The organism is Flagellimonas olearia, from assembly GCF_004150225.1.
Taxonomy (GTDB): domain Bacteria; phylum Bacteroidota; class Bacteroidia; order Flavobacteriales; family Flavobacteriaceae; genus Flagellimonas; species Flagellimonas olearia.
Map to the genome: position 1 here is coordinate 1 of NZ_ML142909.1, position 18842 is coordinate 18842.

Consider the following 18842-nt stretch of genomic DNA (forward strand, 5'->3'; position numbering starts at 1 on the left):
TGGGAGAGTAGGTCGCCGCCTTCCTCAAAGCCCGATACATAACGTATCGGGCTTTTTTGTTCATATTGTTTTCTACCGTGCTTATATTTGTACCCTAATATCTCTTAAAGCGTTTATTCTTGCCCCAAAAATCAAATCCGGTTTTATTAGAGGAAAAATGGAATGCGTACTCGCATGCCCTTGGTATTGTGCTGGCTCTTTTTGGGAGTGTAATTCTTCTTCAAAAACATATCAGGGATACACCGTACCTTTTTGGAAGTGTTTTGGTGTATTGCATATCGTTGGTACTGTTGTTTACAGCATCAACAGTATACCACTCCGTACAAGATCCAAGGTTGAAGAAGAGACTAAGGATTTTGGATCATATCAGTATTTATTATTTGATAGCCGGTACGTATACCCCAGTATGTCTTACCGTACTTTTGCCCTCCAAAGGCTGGCTGTTGTTTTTTTTGGTCTGGGGTATAGCATTGTTCGGAACGGTATTGAAACTTTTTTTTACAGGAAAGTATGAAGCGTTCTCCCTTGTACTTTACGGCGTTATGGGCTGGCTTATTGTCATTGATGTTCCCTATTTGGTAGAGCACCTATCCACAACAGGATTGTTCTATCTGTCTCTTGGGGGCGCTTTTTATACCTTGGGCATTGTCTTTTATGCCATCAAAAAGATACCCTATAACCATTTGATATGGCATTTTTTTGTGTTAGGCGGAGCAATCAGCCATTGGTGGATGGTTTTAGAACTGATTCGCTAATCCTATTTTAGGAAAAGGTTAATTGAAGTTTTTGGTAAGACTGGGTTAAAAATATCTTTACAGAGAAGGAAAGGATTTTTAAAAAACAGATAATCAAGAATTAACCTAATCATTCTCGATGTAAAATAATTTTGGGTACAAACCTTCAGGCATGCGTATCGTACTCCAAAGATTACTACCGTTCTTCTTGCTCATTGTTCTTCTTTTGCCCCTGACATTTGTACACAAGGGTGAATTGCTTTTATGGGTCAACCAACTCAGGACTCCCTTTTGGGATGTTTTTTTTACTAGGTCAAGCTCATTGGGAAATGCCATAATTGTTCCCTTTGTCCTATTATTGGTGCTCCGGTTTAAGTTAAAATGGTTGGCCGTATTCCTACTGGCTTTTGCGGTCCAAGTGGTTTTGGTATTACTTTTTAAAAAAGGACTATATAGTGGGGAACTCCGACCGTACCTTTATTTCTATCGTTCTGGTATGGGAGAACTTATCCATTTGGTAGAGGGAGTCAAAATCAGATATGTCAATTCATTTCCATCTGGGCATACCGCAACTATGTTTTACTTGGTGTCTTTCTTTGCCCTGTTGTCCCGTAACACAACCGCCAGTTGGGTTTTAATGATTCTTGGTCTATTTGTGGGACTTTCCCGTATCTATTTGGTACAGCACTTTTTTATAGATGTCTACTTTGGGATTCTTTTTGGAACGACTTCTTCCATGATTGCATATTTGATTGTGAGAAGGTTTCCCAAAAAATGGCATGCCAAGCAGATTCAATTCAACCCACAACATGTCTTCAAACAGATTTTTAATGGCTGATTTTAGTTCCGTTTCATGGATGCTTTAAGAAAATATGACGCTCTCTTGGTATTTTTATTGGCATTGACGGTTTGTACTTCTTTTATTGGCGCATACCCCATTTATATTTTGGACGAGGCCAGAAACTCCGAAGCCGCTCGGGAAATGTTCGTCACAGGAGATATCATTGTGCCCTATTTCAATGGCCAATTGCGTACCGATAAGCCTCCGTTGCATTATTTTTTTATGATGTTGGGGTATAAACTGTTTGGGGTAAATGCCTTTGGCGCCCGTTTTTTTTCTGGGCTTTTTGGTGCCCTTACCATTTGGTTTACCTATAGAAATGTAAAACAGTGGCAGAATGGGGCCTTGGCTATGATGACCGTGGTGATTTTGGCCTCATCACTGTTTTTTGTGCAGGAGTTCCATCTGGCAGTGCCTGACCCTTATCTTATCTTTTTTTTCACCCTTTCCTTGTTTTCTTTTTATAACCATTACAAAACGGGTAGTACGGGATGGCTGGTCCCTTTTTATGGGGGAATGGCATTGGGGGTGCTTGCCAAAGGACCTATCGCTTTGGCTTTGCCAGGTCTTATTGTTTCCTGTTTTTTATGGTTTAAAGGGGATTTTAACCGAAACACTATTTTAAGGCTTCGGCCTCTTTTGGGATTGGGACTCTTCTTTTTGATTTCCACCCCGTGGTTTTATCTGGTGCATACGGCCACCGATGGGGAGTGGACCAAAGGTTTCTTTTTAGACCATAACCTTTCCCGTTTTGGTTCGGAAAAGGAAGGGCATGGGGGGTTGTTCATTTTGACCCCATTATTTGTGATTTTGGGGATGTTGCCTTTTTCCGTATTTATCATCCAAGGATTTCAACGGGCTTGGAAGGTGCGAAAGGTAAACGATTTTATGCTGTTCTCTTTTTTGGTCTCGGCCATTACCATTCTATTTTTTAGTATCTCCAGCACCAAATTGCCCAATTACCCCATGCCGTGTTATCCGTTTGTGGGCATTGTGATTGCTTTTTATCTGTATCAATTGCATCAGTCGCAAGTAAAGTCCAAATCAGTCTTGTGGAGCCTTGTTTTTTTGGCCGTTGTTGGAATAGCCCTGCCCATTGGGGGGTATGTGGCCCTTGGGGTGGAACAACAATTTTTGGAAGTACGTTCTGTGAGCCTCTTGTTGCTCATTACCACTGCGGCAGCATTTTTGGCGCTTTTTTTTTATAGAAAAGGTGCCTTGGTCAAAGCCTTTTGGAGTATGGCTGGAGGATGGATGGCCATGGGACTGTGCCTTTTTGGGGTGATATACCCTATTTTGACTAAGAAAAGTCCCGTTTCCATGGCTTTGGAGCGCATACCCGAAGAATCAACCATAATTGTCTTTAAACGTTTTGACAGCGCATTCCCCATTAATTTTAAACAAACCTTCCCAGTATTTGATACGGTGGACGAATTGAATACCTATTTGGAGAAGCATCCCAATACCTACGTAATTACCAATACCCCTAACGAAGAAGACCTACAGGCCTTGGAACAGTTTCATTTGGTACAGGAACAGAAAGCCCTTTTTGAAAACCACGTTACGCGAATTTACACCAAGTAAAGGACAAAAAAAGAGGGCGAAAACTCGCCCCCTCTGCAGTTAATGATTAGGTTGGTTGTTTTTTAGAACAAATAGGCAGGGATAAGTGCTAAATTCTCATAACGACCTTGTCCTCCGGGACTTACCAACATCTTATTTATGAATTTTTTGTTGTCTAAATCCACTTCTGCCAAATAAGTGTCTCCACTGATTGTTTCCAGACAAATTGCATAAAGTTTAGCTCCTACCCATTCCAAGTCTCTGATTGTATAGCTAGCTGGGTTAACATTTTCAAAACCCTGTAAATCCAATGCTATGCTTTCCGAAATGACACCGGTTATACTTGATTTATGGATTAAAATTGAACTTTGGTATCCATCTCCTACAAGAATTCCGTCTTCACTCCATGTAATGCCCATACCAGAGTTGGGCAATAAATCGCCAGATAAAAATGCGGGTTCAGAAATATCGCCGGTTAGACTACTATAAACCAACGCGTGATTTTCAAAGTCGCCAAAGTCAATGCTAGCGACAAGGGTATTGTCCTGTGCTAAAATTAAGCTGGGTATTTTTGACCAAGTACCATCATTTTCATAAATCGAATTTGCTACCATGCCTGGGGTGTCAACCTCGTAGATACTGGGAAAAATCTCCCCATTTTTTCCAGTTGAAATATAGATTTTATGGTTGTTTGGATTATATACTACTCCTCCAACATTGCCTATAGTTTTGTTTTGGTCATTTGATATAACGGTAAAACCAGAAGACAGGGTAAAATCATCTAAATTGATGACAGAAAATTCACCTCCTAAGTTTGAAGTTACCAATTCCCATTTATCTACCACAGCAACCTTAATATCCAGATCAGTGCTGCCCACTACGAATTTAGCCAATGCTATATCCGAGGTTTGGGGTACGGGGCTGGAGTTTATCCAGGTAAAAGAAAAATCATCCTTGGAAATGTCCATGATCCCATTGCTGATGTTTACCAAAATCTCATCGCCTTCCGTAAGGTCGGTGGGTTTGTCCGTGGAATAGGAATCGCCGCCATCCGTGGAATAGAGGAAGGTCAAGTCTTCCGGGGCGGTATATCCCGTTTTGTCTATAATGGCTGTGACCACGTCCAACGTTTCTTCGGTCACGTTGATGGTAATGTTGGCCGTTTTGGCGACATCTTCAACCTTGGCCTGTACGGTTGCGGTAATGGTGGGGTTGGTGGCAAAAACAAAAACGGAAGGGTCCGCTACGGTCAATTGCCCCGAACTGGCATTGATGCTCAAAGCCCCTGATGGGGTTTCCCCCGTCAAGCTGAAGGTCAAGGTCCCTGTGTTGGTACTTGCCGATATGGTTCCCAATACTTGGTTTTCCACTGGATTTTCCTCAACGGAGGTCTCAAAATTGGAGATGGTGATTACTGCGGCCAAAGCTTCAGGGCCATCATCCTTACGACATCCAAAATGCAGCGTTATCAAAAAAACGCTCAATACAATACTTACTTTTTTCATGACTTCTAGTGTTATGGAGTTATGTTATGAAAACCAAAGTATCGTATCGGAACCATGAAATATGTACCCAATTGACGGATGCCACATTTGGATTCACGGAACAGGGATATGGATTGACGGGCAATCCGAAGTAAATGGAAAATAGGGCCTAATCGGCCATCAGGTATGCTACATATGCAGGGTAAAGTAGGCCGTGGCAATCCCCAAGATGATCACCAGCAGTTTTTGAAGGTTAAAGGAATGTCCCTTTGAACTTTCAAAAAGGATAATGGTGGAAATATGAAAAAATACCCCAATGGCCAAGGCGGTCAATATATGTCCATACCCTTGGAGTTTGGGCAACTGTGCGGACAAAAAGCTGCCCAAAGGTGTCATCAGGGAAAAGAAGACCACAAATAGGATGGCCCATGCCAGTCTCATTTTGGAATTGATCAAAAAGATACTGAGAATGATGGCAACCGGAATTTTGTGAATGATGATGCCATACAAAATGGAATTGTTGTCATGAATGGGAACTCCTTCCACCAGTGCATGGATGGATAAGCTCAAAAAGAGCAGGATGGGAAAACGGTTCTGCTTGATATCGATATGCATGTGCCCATGTTCGGCCCCCTTCGAGAAAAACTCCAAAAAAATCTGGAGCAGGATACCGGCCAAAATGTAAAGGGCTATGGTCTTGGGGTCATGCCCTTCGTATACTTCGGGCAACAGCTCCAAAAAGGTGAGCGACAACAAAAATGCCCCACTGAAGGCAAGGAGCAGGTTGATGTTCTTGATATTCTTGGGCCGTGCGATGTACGCAAAGGCAAAACTGGCCCAAACGGCCAATATGGGAACAATATAGATGACGTAGACCGGAAAATCCATAAATAGGGTTGAAGGGTCAAAAATAGCCTATTTTTGCGGAAAGATTTTAGGAAAACATGGCAGGAAATTTTAAAATGTTGGCAAAGACCCTTTTTGGCTTTGAACCTCTTTTGGCCAAAGAGCTTCGGAACTTGGGAGCGGGAAATGTTGAGGAAGGTGTTCGCAATGTGTCTTTTGAGGGGGATACGGGGTTCATGTACAAGGCCAATCTGTGCCTTAGGACCGCATTGAAGATTTACAAACCTTTGCGAACTTTCAAGGTGTACAATGAGAAAGATCTGTATAAAGCAGTGTACGACATCAACTGGTCTTCCATATTTGGTCCGGACCAGACTTTTGCGGTGGATACCAACATGAACACCGAGATTTTCAACAACTCCATGTTTGTTTCGCTCAAGGCTAAGGATGCCATTGTGGACAAGTTCAGAAGGGTGGAACGTGAACGTCCCAACGTGAGTACCCAAGATCCCGATGTACGGATCCACATTCATATCCATGATAACACCTGTACCGTTTCTTTGGACAGTTCTGGAAACTCGTTGCATCAACGGGGTTATCGCATTTCGACCAACATAGCCCCCATTAACGAAGTGTTGGCGGCAGGCCTTTTGTTGAAGAGTGGATGGGATGGTCTTACCGACTTTTTGGATCCCATGTGCGGGAGTGGTACTTTTTTGATTGAAGCCGCCATGATTGCCTGTAATATCCCGGCCAACATCAATCGGGAATCCTATGCCTTTATGAACTGGAAGGATTATGATGCCGAACTGCACCAAAAAATTGTTGATGCCAGTTTGAACAAAGTCCGTGAGTTCCGTCATAAGATATTCGGTTATGACAAGGCGCCCTCTGCGGTTCGGAAAACCCAAGAGAATGTGGAGAATGCCAACCTCTCGGAATACATTACCGTGGAACGAAAGGATTTCTTTAGAACGGAAAAACCGGTAGATACAAAATTGCATATGGTCTTCAATCCTCCCTATGGCGAAAGGTTGCCCATAGAGGTGGATGAGTTTTATGCCAAAATAGGGGATACGCTAAAACAAGAATATCCGGGAACGGATGTCTGGATGATCACCTCCAATTTGGAGGCATTGAAATATGTAGGGCTAAGGCCTTCAAGAAAAATAAAAGCCTTTAACGGAAAATTGGAAGCGAGATTGGTGTACTATGAGATGTATGAAGGCAGTAAAAAGGCAAAATACAATAAAGAAGGTCAAGAAGCGTAAAAGGGGATTTTTCCACCTCAATTATAAATTGATTAACTTTACCATAACCATTGGCTTAGGTCTTTGTTAAGGAATAAGCTAATTGACTCAAAAGAATAGAAGGATTATTCTAGACTAACTCAATTCAATTACCAAAAGGAGCCTGATGATTCAGGCTTCTTTTTTTTACATGACCCTTTAAGGTTCTTGAACTTCGGTAGTGGGTTTCTTCTTGTTCGACTTTTTGTAGAGTGGAATGAAATAGGAAAGGGTGTAGTTATAGCTTACTCCAAAATTGCTACCATCGGTTACTTTGTTGAACCCAGGAATCCAAAGGTTGGGGAAGCGTTCATCCTCTTTGTTGGTGACCAAGAATCCCATACGGGCGCTCATACCAATAAAGATATTGGCAAAAAGCTCTGCTTTGACCCCTACCACAAATTCCAACCAAGAGGCACTAAGCCCATTATATTCCACATTGGGCTCCGAACCGGGTAAAAACCCAGGATTGTAGTAACGGTTGCTATCAAAAATTTGATAGTCGTTCAAGGTTTGGCTAAAACTGGCCACGGCATATCTTCCTCCAATGGTTATGGCATTGTTCATTCCAAACCAGTTTTCATAGGTGTTTATGTCAATCCCTGCTTTGATATAGCTCCCTGCGGTTTTGTAACTGTACAGGTCGGTACCGCCCAAATCCTCGTTTTGGGTTTTGGTTTCGTTCCCTAATTCGGCGGCCAAGTAAAGTTTTTGGGTAAGTCGATAGTCGCCCACCAGTTCCAGTCCGGTGTAGTCCTCATCCGCAAAGGAAAAAATAAGTCTACTGAGATCCGCACCGACACGCAAACCGTATTCCTGCTTATACTCCACAGTATCCTTGGCCTGAAGGTCTATAGGTTTACTCTGCCCAACAACCAGCAAGGGCAGTAGAATGATAAAAAGACTAATGGAATATCTTGACATGGACGTTGTTGGAATTTTCTATGTTCTGTTGGACAATACGGATGTCCTGAATCCAATTTTCGGCACTTTCAGGCAAGGTTACGGAAATACCTTCATAATTTATCACAAAGCCACAAGCTCTTGAGACAAAAGTCTCGTTTGTGGTATAGGAAACGGTCAATGTATCGATACTGCCAATTTCTTCCCCGGTTTCCCCATCATCTGCAGAGTTGGTGATAAAGGCAAATTGGGTACTGATGGCATCCCCACGAAGTGGAATGCCTATAGAGTCCAAATTATCGGAGCGGTCGGTAAAGGTGTTCACCGATTCATCCAAAATCACTTCCTTGATACGAAGGGAAGGAACTTCCTTGGTTGCGGTGGTATCCTCAATATCATAAAAACCAACGACGAGGAGTGGGGTATCGCCTTCCACACAAATATCATCCTTTTCACAAGAGGAAACATAAACGAGCATGGCGGTGATCAATGCAATGGGGAGAATTTTTTTCATTCCTGTATAAAGCAGATTTTTCATCAAAGATTATACCCGTTTTTCCAAAAGTACAACATTTTCAACGTGATGGGTCTGTGGGAACATATCCACCGGCTGAACTTTTACAACCTCATATTTTTCCTTCATCAATTCCAAGTCGCGCGCTTGGGTGGCACTGTTGCAGCTTACATATACAATCTTTTTTGGGGCCACTTGCAAAAGTTGCTCCACGACCAGTTTGTGCATTCCGTCCCTTGGCGGGTCCGTAATGATCACATCAGGATGGCCATGTTGTGCTATAAACTCTGAATTGAAGACATTTTTCATGTCTCCCACAAAGAATTCCACATTGGAAATTTGGTTGTGTGCCGCATTGGCTTTGGCATCTGCAATAGCTTCCGGAACAGACTCCACTCCAATCACCTTTTTGGCTTTTTTGGCCACAAACTGGGCAATGGTCCCGGTTCCGGTATATAGGTCGTAGACCAGTTCATTTCCGCTCAGGTTGGCAAAATCCCGGGTTACTTTATAGAGTTCGTAGGCTTGCTCCGAATTGGTCTGGTAAAAGGACTTTGCATTGATTTTAAATTGCAACCCTTCCATTTCCTCAAAGATGTGATCTCTGCCGGCAAAGCAAATGACCTCTTGGTCATAAATGGTATCGTTTTGTTTGGAATTGATGACGTAGAGTAGGGCGGTGATTTCCGGAAATTTTTGTTGGATGTGATTCAAAAGCAGTTCGCGTTGTTCCAAATCGTCCTCAAAAAATTGGAACAGCACCATGATTTCGCCAGTGGAAGCGGTTCTGATCATCATGGTTCGTAAAAGCCCTTCTTGCTTTCTTGGATTAAAAAAGGCCATATCATGTGCAACGGCAAAGCGTTTCACCTCCAATCGGATGGCATTGGAAGGATCTTCTTGCAGATGACATTTTTCAATATCCAAAATCTTGTCCCACATGCCTGGAATATGGAATCCGAGGGCATTTCTATGCTCAAAATCCGTGTTGGAATCAATTTCCTCTTGGGTGAGCCATCGGCTATTGGAAAAGGAAAATTCCATCTTGTTCCGATAGAAATACTGCTTTTTTGAACCTAGAATAGGGCTGATTTCGGGAAGTTCAAGATGGCCAATGCGCTTGAGGTTGTTTTCTACCTCCTTCTGTTTAAAATGGAGCTGGTGCTCATAGCCCATGTGCTGCCATTTGCACCCTCCGCAGACCCCAAAATGTTGGCATTGGGGAGTGGTTCGTTTATCGGAAAGTGTATGGAAATGGGTGGCCACCCCCTCAAAATACGCCTTTCGTTTTTTGGTGGTCATCACGTCCACCACATCACCGGGAACGGCATTGGACAAAAAAATCACCCGTCCGTCCGGGGCCTTGCCCACGGTTTTTCCCTTAGCTCCCGCATCAACTACTTCGACTTGTTGAAAGGTCTGTCGCCTACTTTTTCTACGCATGGGGCAAAAGTAACTTCTTTTTGGTATTTGGCATTGCCCGAGGTCTTAAATTGCCCCTAAACTTTGATTGTGAAATTGGATTTGTCAAGTGTATGTTTTGCGCAATAATTTGTAATTTGCGGGCACTTCAAGGGATGATTTCTCTCCCACGCTGCTTTTTCGAGTCTTCGAAAGAAAAAAGGTATTGTAGGAATGGTTGTTTTATAAATTTTAATTAGAACTAAAATGGCTGTTTTAGAGCATTTAACGTCGCAGCAAGCGATAGATTTGGAAAACAAGTACGGAGCCCATAACTACCATCCGCTCCCTGTGGTTTTGAGTAGGGGTGAGGGAGTCTATGTCTGGGATGTGGAAGGTAAAAAGTACTACGATTTTTTATCGGCCTACTCAGCAGTGAACCAAGGGCACTGCCACCCCAAGATCGTTGGGGCCATGGTGGAGCAGGCCAAGACCCTTACCTTGACCTCACGCGCCTTTTATAACGATATGTTGGGAAGGTTCGAGGAATATGCCACCTCTACCTTCGGTTTTGACAAGCTTTTGCCCATGAATACAGGGGCCGAAGCCGTGGAAACTGCCTTAAAGATTTGTAGGAGATGGGCGTATCAGAAAAAAGGTATCCCTGAGAACCAAGCCAAGATTGTGGTCTGTGAGAACAATTTTCATGGAAGGACAACGACCATTATCTCCTTCTCCAACGACCCTGTGGCCAATACGGATTATGGACCTTATACGGAGGGATTCATAAAAATTGAATACGATAACCTGACCGCATTGGAAAACACCTTGAAAAGCAATCCGCATGTGGCGGGCTTTTTGGTGGAACCCATTCAAGGGGAAGCAGGGGTTTATGTACCCTCCGAAGGCTATTTGGCCGCTGCCAAAAGCCTTTGCGAAGAGCACAACGTCCTTTTTATAGCTGATGAGGTGCAAACGGGTATTGCGCGTACCGGGAAACTTTTGGCGGTGGACCATGAAAATGTAAAACCCGATATCTTGATTTTGGGCAAAGCCCTATCAGGAGGTGCCTATCCGGTTTCGGCTGTTTTGGCCAATGATGATATCATGGAAGTGATTACCCCGGGAAGCCACGGAAGTACTTTTGGGGGCAATCCGGTTGCTGCTGCAGTGGGCATGGCCGCTTTGGAGGTAATCAAAGAGGAGGGGCTGGCCCAGAACGCAGAGGAATTGGGAGCGTTGTTCCGGGAAGAACTCAACAAGTTTATCCCCACTTCGGATTTAGTGGTGAAGGTTCGTGGAAAAGGACTTTTGAATGCTATTTTGATCAACGATACCGAAGAAAGCTCCACCGCTTGGGACTTATGCATGGCCCTTAAGGAAAATGGTCTTTTGGCCAAACCCACCCACGGAAATATCATACGGTTTGCACCACCTTTGGTGATGAACCGGGAACAATTGATGGAATGTGTTTCCATCATTATAAAAACGTTCAAGGGGTTTAAAAAGTAAACTAGGATCAAGAAACTGCGGATTCCAACAATTCCATGGTCATTTCAGTGGCATTGAATGCCGCTTGGATACCCACGGGAACTGTAAAGTTATTGGGAACATGCCCAAAGCTCATACCATAGGCTGCGGGCAATCCTATTGGGGCTATTCGGTCCATGATGACTTCCTTAAGGGTGAAATTGTCGGTTTTCTTTTCCCGATCACAGCCTTTGCATACCCCAAAAACAATTCCCTTGGCCTTTGAAAAGGTTGGGCCTTCAATGAGTTGGGTGAGCATACGATCTATACGGTAGGGAGCTTCTTCCACATCTTCCAAGAAAACGAGTTTGTCCGTAAAGTCAATTTCGTGTGGAGTTCCTACCAATGCATTGACCAGGGTAAGGCTTCCCCCTGCCAATTCACCTTGACAAGTACCAGGTGTAATGGTATATCGTTCGTACTCACTATTGTCCAGAAATTCGGAGTCTTTCAGCTTTACATTTTCTATGACCTGGGAATCCTTTCCCTTCATCAATACCTTTCGGAAGTATTTTTGACTATACGAATCGTCTATAGTGCTGCCTACAGGTCCGTGAAAGCAAATCAATCCGGTTTCCTTGTATATGCCCTGGATCAATGCGGTAATGTCACTAAAACCGATCAAGGCTTTAGGGTTGTTTCGGATAATGTCGTAATCCAAGTGATTAAGGATTCGGGTGCACCCATACCCGCCCCGGGCACACAGAATACCATCTATTTCTGGGTTGGCGAACATTTCGTGCAGGTCTTTTACCCGCTCTTCATCCGTATTGCTGAAATATCCATAATTTCCCAAAATTCTCGTAGTATGATAGGTTTTGAAACCCATCTCTTGTAGCGTGTCCAGTGCTCTTTGCAATACTTCGGGCTTTATGGCATAACCTGGTGCCACCAAACCTATGGTATCCCCTTTCCGTAGTTTTTTGGGTTTGATCTTGGATGGAAGGATAGGTTGATTTTCATTTCCCATTCCGATTTTGGGCAGTAGTAATGTGGCCCCCATGGCAGAGGCCGATTTTAAGAAATTTCTTCTTTTGGACATGTGTTCAGATTAAAGTATACAAGAAACCTTGGCATGGCCAAGGATGTGCCATAAAAATAAACGGAAAGTATGATTTTACCAACTATTTGCCCCGGCGCTCTATGCGACGAAGCTGTCTTTGGATTTTCTTGATGGCCGATTCAATGGATCTTTCTGGTTCTATAATGTTGTATTCGCCCCAAAAGTCAGGGTCGGAAAAACCAATGGCCTCATCACTTAGGATGATGGATTTTCTAATTCGCTCACGGTTTTTGGGCAATTTCCCGGTAATATTGGGTTCCCAGTCCGTAACGGCCATTTCCGCGGTCATGCTGTACACGGAATTGAACAGACGGTCTTCCCAATCCACTTTAAACTCCAGTATAACACTACTGTATCCATAATACCATTTCCCGTTTTTTTCACGATAATCAACCCGGTAAGATACCTCGGTGGGCCAGACATCAACACCTACGGGTTTTCTTCGGACAAAAAGCTGGGAGGCCAAATCCCTGTCAGTAATGTTCAGGGAATAGGTGGCACTGGTCAAGGTTTTATTTTCCACATCAATAAAAAGCTCCCCATGGTACAAAGGGTCCAAAATGGTTTCCCGTTGGTCGAATTTGATGACATAGATCAAACGGTCATTGATTCTAGTGGATCGGTCAAATGAGAATTTATAATTTGAGATGGAGCCATCGTCGAAAAGAAATTCGGGATATTTCATGATATCCACATACAAGGCGTTGTACGGCCCTCCCTGAAGTTTTAATGCAACCGTGTCCAGTTTGCTGTAATCTGTACTTTTTCTGGCCTTGTAGAGTTCAACGGCGTCTTTTCGAATAGAGTTGTAGGGCGATTTGTATACACTGACAACAGCTTCGGAAAGGGATACATTTTTTCGGCGTTTGCGTATGGTCTCCCTGTAAAATGCGGTCATCAATGTGGGGTCGTCAAAATAATTTTCGTTTTTTCTGGCCAAGGTTTCCTTGACCAGGGCAGTGGCATCCTTAGGGGCATTGATATTGATTTCGGAAAGCTCGGTTATCGAAATCAGCAATGAAATCTTGTTCTTTTCAGGGTCAAGGGTGGAGAGGGGTAGGGTCTTGCTCTTGTACCCCAAAAAAGATACAATGACATTGGCGTTGGTAATATCTTTGGGAACCTTCAGTAAAAAGTTTCCCTCCGTATTGGTAATGGTACTGATGTTGGTGCCTTCCACGGAAAGTGTGGCAAATACCAAAGGCCGGTTGGTGGATTCATCGACCACCTCGCCCTGATACTGATTGAAATCGACTGAAGGGTCATCCTGAAAAGCCACTGCCTTTGAAGGAGTCAATAACACGCAGGCCCATAGTAAAACCATTCCTGACATGATGATTTTTCCTTTGGAAAGAACATTGTTGAAGTGTTGGGAAGCCATACCTATTTACCTAAAGATTTACTTTTAAAGGTACAAAATTTTGAAATCCCATTACTGATGGAAAATCTTAAAATAATAGACTTTTTAGTTTGATAATCAGGTAAAAAGGAGCTTAGTCTACCATAAAAAGGGCGTTGGCGAAGAATAACTTTCCGTTCTCCCAAAATCCTCGGAAAAGGGGATTGTCAACCATATACACCACCTGGCCCCTGCCAAAGTTCTCCACACCGTACACCAAAGATTCCCCTATGCTCTCTTGGGCTATGCTTCCCGCGAATCCAGAAAACGGTTTGGTGGAACGGTCAATGTAAACGGCATTACCATTCTTCAAATAGTTATAACCTGCATTGCCCAATTTTAAGGTAAAATAGTCATTGCCATAGCCATAGGCCAAAGGATGGGTGTTGTCTACCTTGGTCTTGAAAATGGCTCCTGTGATAGCCGTTTTGATCCGTTCCCTTTCCATATTCTTATGGGGGCTGGGTCTATTTCCCGTGGAGTCGCCCTCAACTTCCTTTTTGGCAATGCCAAATCCATCCTCTCCGTCAATAGCGTCAATGGCTCCTCCCATGGCAATGAGTTTTCCTCCTTTTCTTACCCAGTCGCGAAGCCTTTTAAGCTGCTTTCCATTGAAATGATCGTTGTACCGTCCACTAGGTAAGATCAAAATATGGTACTCATCCAAATCCACCGTTGCGGCATAAGAGTCATCAATTACCGTTAATGGATAGTGCAATTGTTGTTCAAAGAAATGCCAGATTTCCCCAAAACGAAGGGTAGAGGTGGGGCCTCCGGACAAAATGGCGACCTTGGGTTTGGAGATCATGGTAACATATCCCGAACCAAAATCCTTGCCCGAGTCCACAAAACCCGTTTGGGCTGGGGTAAAGTCCATATGGTGTTTGGAAACCACATCCATTAAGGAAGCGTAGAAATCAGATTGGTGCTCATTGTCCCCTTTGGTGACAATCAAAGTACCCCGATCATAGGATTTTCCTTCCATGGTAAAAGGATGGTCCGCTTTCCTTACACGGATGCCTCGGGTCAAAAGCTCGGCCAAAAAACGGGCGTCCTTCATGCTGTTCCAATCAAAAAGATAGGCATAGGCCTGGTCATTGGGTTTTCCAACGGATGAGCTCACCACAGCATCTTGGGCTTGGCTGGCCGGAGTGGCATTGACCAAGGCAGTGGATGCAATGGCATCCAATCCATAGGCATAGGGCAAGGACCACGCAGTGATATCATAGGTAAGCGAATCGCTGAGTTTGGCGTTGGGTTCAAACAATACTTTGACCAAGGTGCCCTTGGTTTGATTGGTTGAAACAACCAAACTGTTCGCAGAGGTTGACATACTTCCATTGCTTCCGGTATTGTAGTTAAAACCTTTGACCGAACTATTGGAAGGATGGCCATATGCGATCTTGTGCTTGTCCAACAACGCTCTCAAGGCATCAATTTTGTCCTTGTTTCCATTGAGGACATAACTTTTGTACTTGAAATTCTGATTTTGATAGAATTTTTGGAACTCGGTATTCAGTTTTTCGGCATTTTGCGAAGAAACCTCCACGGTGGAAAGTCCTGTGGTAAAGTGGTGGGCAATACGGTCTTTTAGGGTAAGGGTATCCCCAATGCGGGTAATAATGCCCAGCCCGGCACGGCCACTGCCTCCTTGTTCATAGGTCATACCAATGGCGCCATTGTAGGTGGGATAGGTGTCCCCATAACTTGGATAAAAAAGGTCGAAAACCTCCTTGGTAAAGTAAAACCATCCATTGGCATCGAAATATTTGGCATGGTTTCGCCCCAAAATGGTTTGAAAATTCCGTTGAAAGTCGGTGATCACTTCATGATAGGGTTCAGCCGCCGGAGCAAAATAGTAAGGGTTGTCCACTCCTTGTTCGTGAAAATCCACATGAACGTGGGGCAGCCATTCATTGTAAACTTTTATACGTTGCTGACTTTCAACCTGTGTCAACCAGGCCCAATCACGGTTCAAATCGAACATATAGTGGTTGCTTCGTCCATTCCACCAACCTTCATGATGCTCCTTACTATTGGGATCTACTTGGTTTGGTGTGTTCTTATATTGATTGTACCAATTGCTGTATCGATCACGACCATCCGGGTTGATACATGGGTCCATGATTACCACAGTGTTTTCCAGATAAGCACTTTTGGCGGTCAAAAGCTCATAAATGGTCTTCATGGAAGCCTCCGTGCTTACACTTTCATTACCATGGACATTATAGCTCAACCAAACAATGGCCTTGGAGTTGCTGCCCGAGCCTTGGGTACTCTTTAAGTGTTCCTGTCTAATGGATTCCAAATTGGCCATGTTCTGGGCCGAAGAGACATAGACCAACAATAAGGGTCTTCGCTCATTGGTTTGACCATAAACGGTGAGTTTTACCCTATCCGGGGCCTCATTGGCCAAATATTCATAATAATCCACCACTTCGTGGTGACGGGTAAATTCCGTACCCAGTTCATACCCCAAAAATTCCGAAGGGGATTTTAGTTGTTGGGCCGTTACGGAAAAAGTGAATAGTACAGTGAGGGAAAATAAAAATCTTGTCATGTAAGGGTCAATTAGTCGTAACCAAATCTAACAATAAATTGATTGGCAGTCCTATTTTTTTGTTCAGCTGGGGATTTGAAGGGTCAAAAAATGTAATTAACGTATTTTTAGGATGAGAAAAAAAGAAGAGGGCTATCTTTGATCACCTCATTTCAGTTTTAATGGAAGTAGATTGTATACCCTTTAAGGAAACCGGTTATTTCTCCAAGCTCATTTGTGATTATTTGGACCAACGGAAAGACTTGCAGCCATTTTATAACCGATTCCCCCTACCGGAAAATTTTGCGGAACAAATCAAGGAAAAGGAGGCAAATTATGCTTCTGCCCATAGGGCAACCTTGGTACAATCCCTACGCAAACAGTATAAGGGCATCACAATTTCTGAACATACCGAAGCAAACTTGACCGCGTTGAACGCGAAAAATACGTTTACCGTGGTGACCGGGCATCAGCTGAACCTGTTTACGGGACCTTTGTATTTTTTGTACAAGATTGTCTCCACCATTAATCTGACCAAGGAATTGGGTCGGTTATATCCCGATCATCAATTTGTCCCGGTGTATTGGATGGCCACGGAGGACCATGATTTTGATGAGATCAATTATTTCAACCTGAACGGAAAAAAGGTACAATGGAACCGCTCCGCTTCCGGGGCCGTGGGTATGTTGGATACCAAGGGCTTGGATGTGGTCTTTGAAACCGTATCGGCGGAATTGGGGAAAACAGGAAATGCGGAAAGCTTGAAGGCTCTTTTCAAACAGGCATATTTGGAGCATTCCAATTTAACAGAGGCCACCCGCTATTTGGTGAACGAACTTTTCGGGGAACATGGTTTGGTGATTGTTGATGGGGATGATATTGCCTTGAAGAGGTTACTGGTTCCCTATGCGGAAAAAGATATTTTTGAACAGATTCCCTTTCAAAAGGTAACCGAATCAATTGGGGCCTTGGAGCAAGTTTCCCCGGACTATAAGGTACAGGTGAACCCGAGGGAAATCAATTATTTTTATCTCAAGGAAGGACTCCGCGAGCGAATTGTGGAAGAAGGAGGCACGTATCAAGTGCTGAATACCGACTTAAAGTTTTCGGAACAAGAACTGCGTGAGGAGCTGTATGCACACCCGGAACGGTTTTCTCCCAATGTAATCGCAAGACCCTTATACCAAGAAGTAATATTGCCCAATCTCACCTATATTGGAGGAGGAGGCGAATTGGCCTACTGGTTGGAATTGAAATCCTACTTCAATGCCATGGATATCACTTTTCCCATGTTGTTGCTTCGCAACTCGGCCTTGGTCATCACAGAAAAGCAGGCTGAAAAGATAGAAAGGTTGAATCTGAAAGTGGCCCACCTTTTTCTAAAACAGAATACGTTCATCAACAAGAAAATCAGGGAAATCTCCAATATTGATATTGACTTTTCCCCACAGAAAAAATACTTGGAGGAGCAGTTCAAACACCTTTACGAGTTGGCAGCTGAAACCGACAAAAGTTTCTTGGGAGCTGTAAAGGCCCAGGAGGTCAAGCAGAAAAAAGGGTTGGACGCCCTGGAAAAAAGACTGCTAAAGGCACAAAAACGAAAATTGAAAGATCAGGTCATACGCATGACTGATATTCAAAACGAGCTTTTTCCGAATAAGTCCCTACAGGAGCGGCAGCTTAATTTTTCTGAACTCTATCTGGAACTAGGTAAGGGTCTCATACCAAGCCTTTTGGATTCTCTTGATCCATTTTCTGGAGCATTTTCAATTTTGAAATACTAGTAGTTCTCAGGAGGGATTTAGGAATTAGTAAAAAAATCAAATAGAAAGTAGGGTATTTTTCTTGGTAGTTGTTCTACTATTGAAAATTGCTATGAAGATTTAAATAATGAGTTGGTTAACTCATATGTTTAGGTTGGTTTTGATTTTATTGAAAAGCCCCGGAGTGGTTCCCGGGGCTTTTTGCTTTTTCTATATTTTATATTTCTGTCAGAACAAGTCTGCAAAATGCGACTTTATCTCAAACAAGGTCGCTTCTTTCATCGTGTCAAACCTCAGGTCGGCATGGCCCACACGGTCCTTTGGTCCAATACCTACGCTATGGAACCCTCCCGTTTTGGCGGCATCAATGCCCTTTTCGGCGTCTTCCACCACGATGCAATTGTTGGGCGGCAGCTGAAGTTTTTCCGAGGCATAGAGGAAAATATCGGGTTCCGGCTTGCTCTTGGATACGCTGTTACCATCACCGATCACATCAAAATAGGGCATGGCGTTCAATTGCTGCAAAACTTTAAGGGCATTTTTGCTGGCACTGCCCAAGGCAACACTAAAACCCTCCGTGCGCAGATGTGTCAATAACTCCCTCGCCCCGGGTAAATAATCCTCGGGGGTCATTTGGTCCAGACTGGCTACGTAAATGTCATTCTTTTTAGTGGCTAGGTCAACAATGGTTTTCTCGTCCAATGAGACCTTGTTGTGGTCCATAATGACTTTGATGGAATCCATCCGCGATATTCCGCGAAGCTTCTCGTTGACCTCGCGATCAAACTCCCAGCCCATTTCATCGGCCAGTTTTTTCCAGGCTTCAAAATGTAGCTCGGCAGTGTCGGTAATCACGCCATCCAAATCGAAAATGAATCCTTTGATCATGGTTTGGGTTATTTAGCAACCGCAAATAAATGACTAAAAATGTTAAGAAAAAAACTACAAAACGTTATGTTCATTTCAAAAGATA

Annotated in this window: 15 protein-coding genes; 6 read left to right on the forward strand and 9 right to left on the reverse strand. The window is 43.5% G+C overall.

From position 1 onward, the window contains the following. The first annotated feature begins 119 nt into the window (after positions 1–119). The 3 genes from trhA to DN53_RS08925 all read left to right on the forward strand — a co-directional run bounded on the left by trhA (position 120) and on the right by DN53_RS08925 (position 3159). Positions 120–755: a PAQR family membrane homeostasis protein TrhA gene (gene trhA / locus DN53_RS08915; RefSeq protein ID WP_129654063.1), complete on the forward strand. Its 636-nt coding sequence runs from the start codon at positions 120–122 to the stop codon at positions 753–755. Between the two features lie 151 nt (positions 756–906). Then, complete coding sequence (locus DN53_RS08920) at positions 907–1572, forward strand: phosphatase PAP2 family protein (RefSeq protein WP_129654064.1); 666 nt, start codon at positions 907–909, stop codon at positions 1570–1572. A 15-nt stretch (positions 1573–1587) separates the two neighbouring features. Continuing rightward, complete coding sequence (locus DN53_RS08925) at positions 1588–3159, forward strand: ArnT family glycosyltransferase (protein WP_129654065.1); 1572 nt, start codon at positions 1588–1590, stop codon at positions 3157–3159. A gap of 62 nt (positions 3160–3221) precedes the next feature. Here DN53_RS08925 and DN53_RS08930 read toward each other — a convergent pair whose 3' ends face one another. Beyond that, entirely contained in the window at positions 3222–4643 is a 1422-nt protein-coding gene (locus DN53_RS08930) for a cadherin repeat domain-containing protein (protein WP_129654066.1), read from the reverse strand. A 168-nt stretch (positions 4644–4811) separates the two neighbouring features. Then, positions 4812–5510 (reverse strand): ZIP family metal transporter, encoded by a 699-nt coding sequence (locus tag DN53_RS08935; protein ID WP_129654067.1) that lies wholly within the window; start codon positions 5508–5510, stop codon positions 4812–4814. Between the two features lie 56 nt (positions 5511–5566). On the opposite strand from DN53_RS08935, the gene DN53_RS08940 reads away from it, so the two are divergent. Then, complete coding sequence (locus DN53_RS08940) at positions 5567–6739, forward strand: THUMP domain-containing class I SAM-dependent RNA methyltransferase (protein WP_129654068.1); 1173 nt, start codon at positions 5567–5569, stop codon at positions 6737–6739. Positions 6740–6916: 177 nt separating this feature from the next. Here DN53_RS08940 and DN53_RS08945 read toward each other — a convergent pair whose 3' ends face one another. From DN53_RS08945 to rlmD, 3 genes are read right to left on the reverse strand one after another with little or no spacing between them, the layout of a single operon-like run. After that, positions 6917–7681, reverse strand: a complete 765-nt coding sequence (locus tag DN53_RS08945) for a DUF6048 family protein (protein ID WP_129654069.1) — start codon at positions 7679–7681, stop codon at positions 6917–6919. Then, complete coding sequence (locus tag DN53_RS08950) at positions 7662–8174, reverse strand: DUF6452 family protein (RefSeq protein ID WP_242502104.1); 513 nt, start codon at positions 8172–8174, stop codon at positions 7662–7664. Before DN53_RS08950 ends, DN53_RS08945 begins: the two co-directional genes overlap by 20 nt. 30 nt (positions 8175–8204) lie before the next feature. After that, positions 8205–9617, reverse strand: a complete 1413-nt coding sequence (gene rlmD / locus DN53_RS08955) for a 23S rRNA (uracil(1939)-C(5))-methyltransferase RlmD (protein ID WP_129654070.1) — start codon at positions 9615–9617, stop codon at positions 8205–8207. 225 nt (positions 9618–9842) lie between these two features. Here rlmD and rocD point away from each other — a divergent pair, with 225 nt between their 5' ends. Then, entirely contained in the window at positions 9843–11087 is a 1245-nt protein-coding gene (gene rocD, locus DN53_RS08960; RefSeq protein WP_129654071.1) for an ornithine--oxo-acid transaminase, read from the forward strand. Positions 11088–11094: 7 nt separating this feature from the next. Here rocD and DN53_RS08965 read toward each other — a convergent pair whose 3' ends face one another. From DN53_RS08965 to DN53_RS08975, 3 genes are all read right to left on the reverse strand, one after another. Next, positions 11095–12147 (reverse strand): S66 peptidase family protein, encoded by a 1053-nt coding sequence (locus tag DN53_RS08965; protein WP_129654072.1) that lies wholly within the window; start codon positions 12145–12147, stop codon positions 11095–11097. An 82-nt stretch (positions 12148–12229) separates the two neighbouring features. Beyond that, entirely contained in the window at positions 12230–13549 is a 1320-nt protein-coding gene (locus DN53_RS08970; protein WP_242502105.1) for a carboxypeptidase-like regulatory domain-containing protein, read from the reverse strand. Positions 13550–13661: 112 nt separating this feature from the next. After that, positions 13662–16127, reverse strand: coding sequence for a M14 family metallopeptidase (locus DN53_RS08975; RefSeq protein WP_129654073.1), 2466 nt, complete (start codon positions 16125–16127; stop codon positions 13662–13664). A gap of 161 nt (positions 16128–16288) precedes the next feature. Here DN53_RS08975 and bshC point away from each other — a divergent pair, with 161 nt between their 5' ends. Next, positions 16289–17890, forward strand: coding sequence for a bacillithiol biosynthesis cysteine-adding enzyme BshC (gene bshC / locus DN53_RS08980; protein WP_129654074.1), 1602 nt, complete (start codon positions 16289–16291; stop codon positions 17888–17890). 207 nt (positions 17891–18097) lie between these two features. Here the strand turns inward: bshC and pgmB are convergent, their stop codons facing one another. After that, positions 18098–18757: a beta-phosphoglucomutase gene (pgmB, locus tag DN53_RS08985; protein ID WP_129654075.1), complete on the reverse strand. Its 660-nt coding sequence runs from the start codon at positions 18755–18757 to the stop codon at positions 18098–18100. Positions 18758–18842: the final 85 nt, after the last annotated feature.

What these genes read in the sequence shown, in the direction of transcription:
- DN53_RS08965 (WP_129654072.1), bottom strand. Translation starts at nt 12,147, where the DNA reads ATGTCCAAAAGAAGAAATTTCTTAAAATCGGCCTCTGCCATGGGGGCC.
- DN53_RS08945 (WP_129654069.1), bottom strand. Translation starts at nt 7,681, where the DNA reads ATGTCAAGATATTCCATTAGTCTTTTTATCATTCTACTGCCCTTGCTG.
- bshC (WP_129654074.1), top strand. Translation starts at nt 16,289, where the DNA reads ATGGAAGTAGATTGTATACCCTTTAAGGAAACCGGTTATTTCTCCAAG.
- DN53_RS08920 (WP_129654064.1), top strand. Translation starts at nt 907, where the DNA reads ATGCGTATCGTACTCCAAAGATTACTACCGTTCTTCTTGCTCATTGTT.
- DN53_RS08935 (WP_129654067.1), bottom strand. Translation starts at nt 5,510, where the DNA reads ATGGATTTTCCGGTCTACGTCATCTATATTGTTCCCATATTGGCCGTT.
- rlmD (WP_129654070.1), bottom strand. Translation starts at nt 9,617, where the DNA reads ATGCGTAGAAAAAGTAGGCGACAGACCTTTCAACAAGTCGAAGTAGTT.
- DN53_RS08970 (WP_242502105.1), bottom strand. Translation starts at nt 13,549, where the DNA reads ATGGCTTCCCAACACTTCAACAATGTTCTTTCCAAAGGAAAAATCATC.
- DN53_RS08930 (WP_129654066.1), bottom strand. Translation starts at nt 4,643, where the DNA reads ATGAAAAAAGTAAGTATTGTATTGAGCGTTTTTTTGATAACGCTGCAT.
- pgmB (WP_129654075.1), bottom strand. Translation starts at nt 18,757, where the DNA reads ATGATCAAAGGATTCATTTTCGATTTGGATGGCGTGATTACCGACACT.
- DN53_RS08940 (WP_129654068.1), top strand. Translation starts at nt 5,567, where the DNA reads ATGGCAGGAAATTTTAAAATGTTGGCAAAGACCCTTTTTGGCTTTGAA.
- rocD (WP_129654071.1), top strand. Translation starts at nt 9,843, where the DNA reads ATGGCTGTTTTAGAGCATTTAACGTCGCAGCAAGCGATAGATTTGGAA.
- DN53_RS08950 (WP_242502104.1), bottom strand. Translation starts at nt 8,174, where the DNA reads ATGAAAAAAATTCTCCCCATTGCATTGATCACCGCCATGCTCGTTTAT.
- DN53_RS08975 (WP_129654073.1), bottom strand. Translation starts at nt 16,127, where the DNA reads ATGACAAGATTTTTATTTTCCCTCACTGTACTATTCACTTTTTCCGTA.
- DN53_RS08925 (WP_129654065.1), top strand. Translation starts at nt 1,588, where the DNA reads ATGGATGCTTTAAGAAAATATGACGCTCTCTTGGTATTTTTATTGGCA.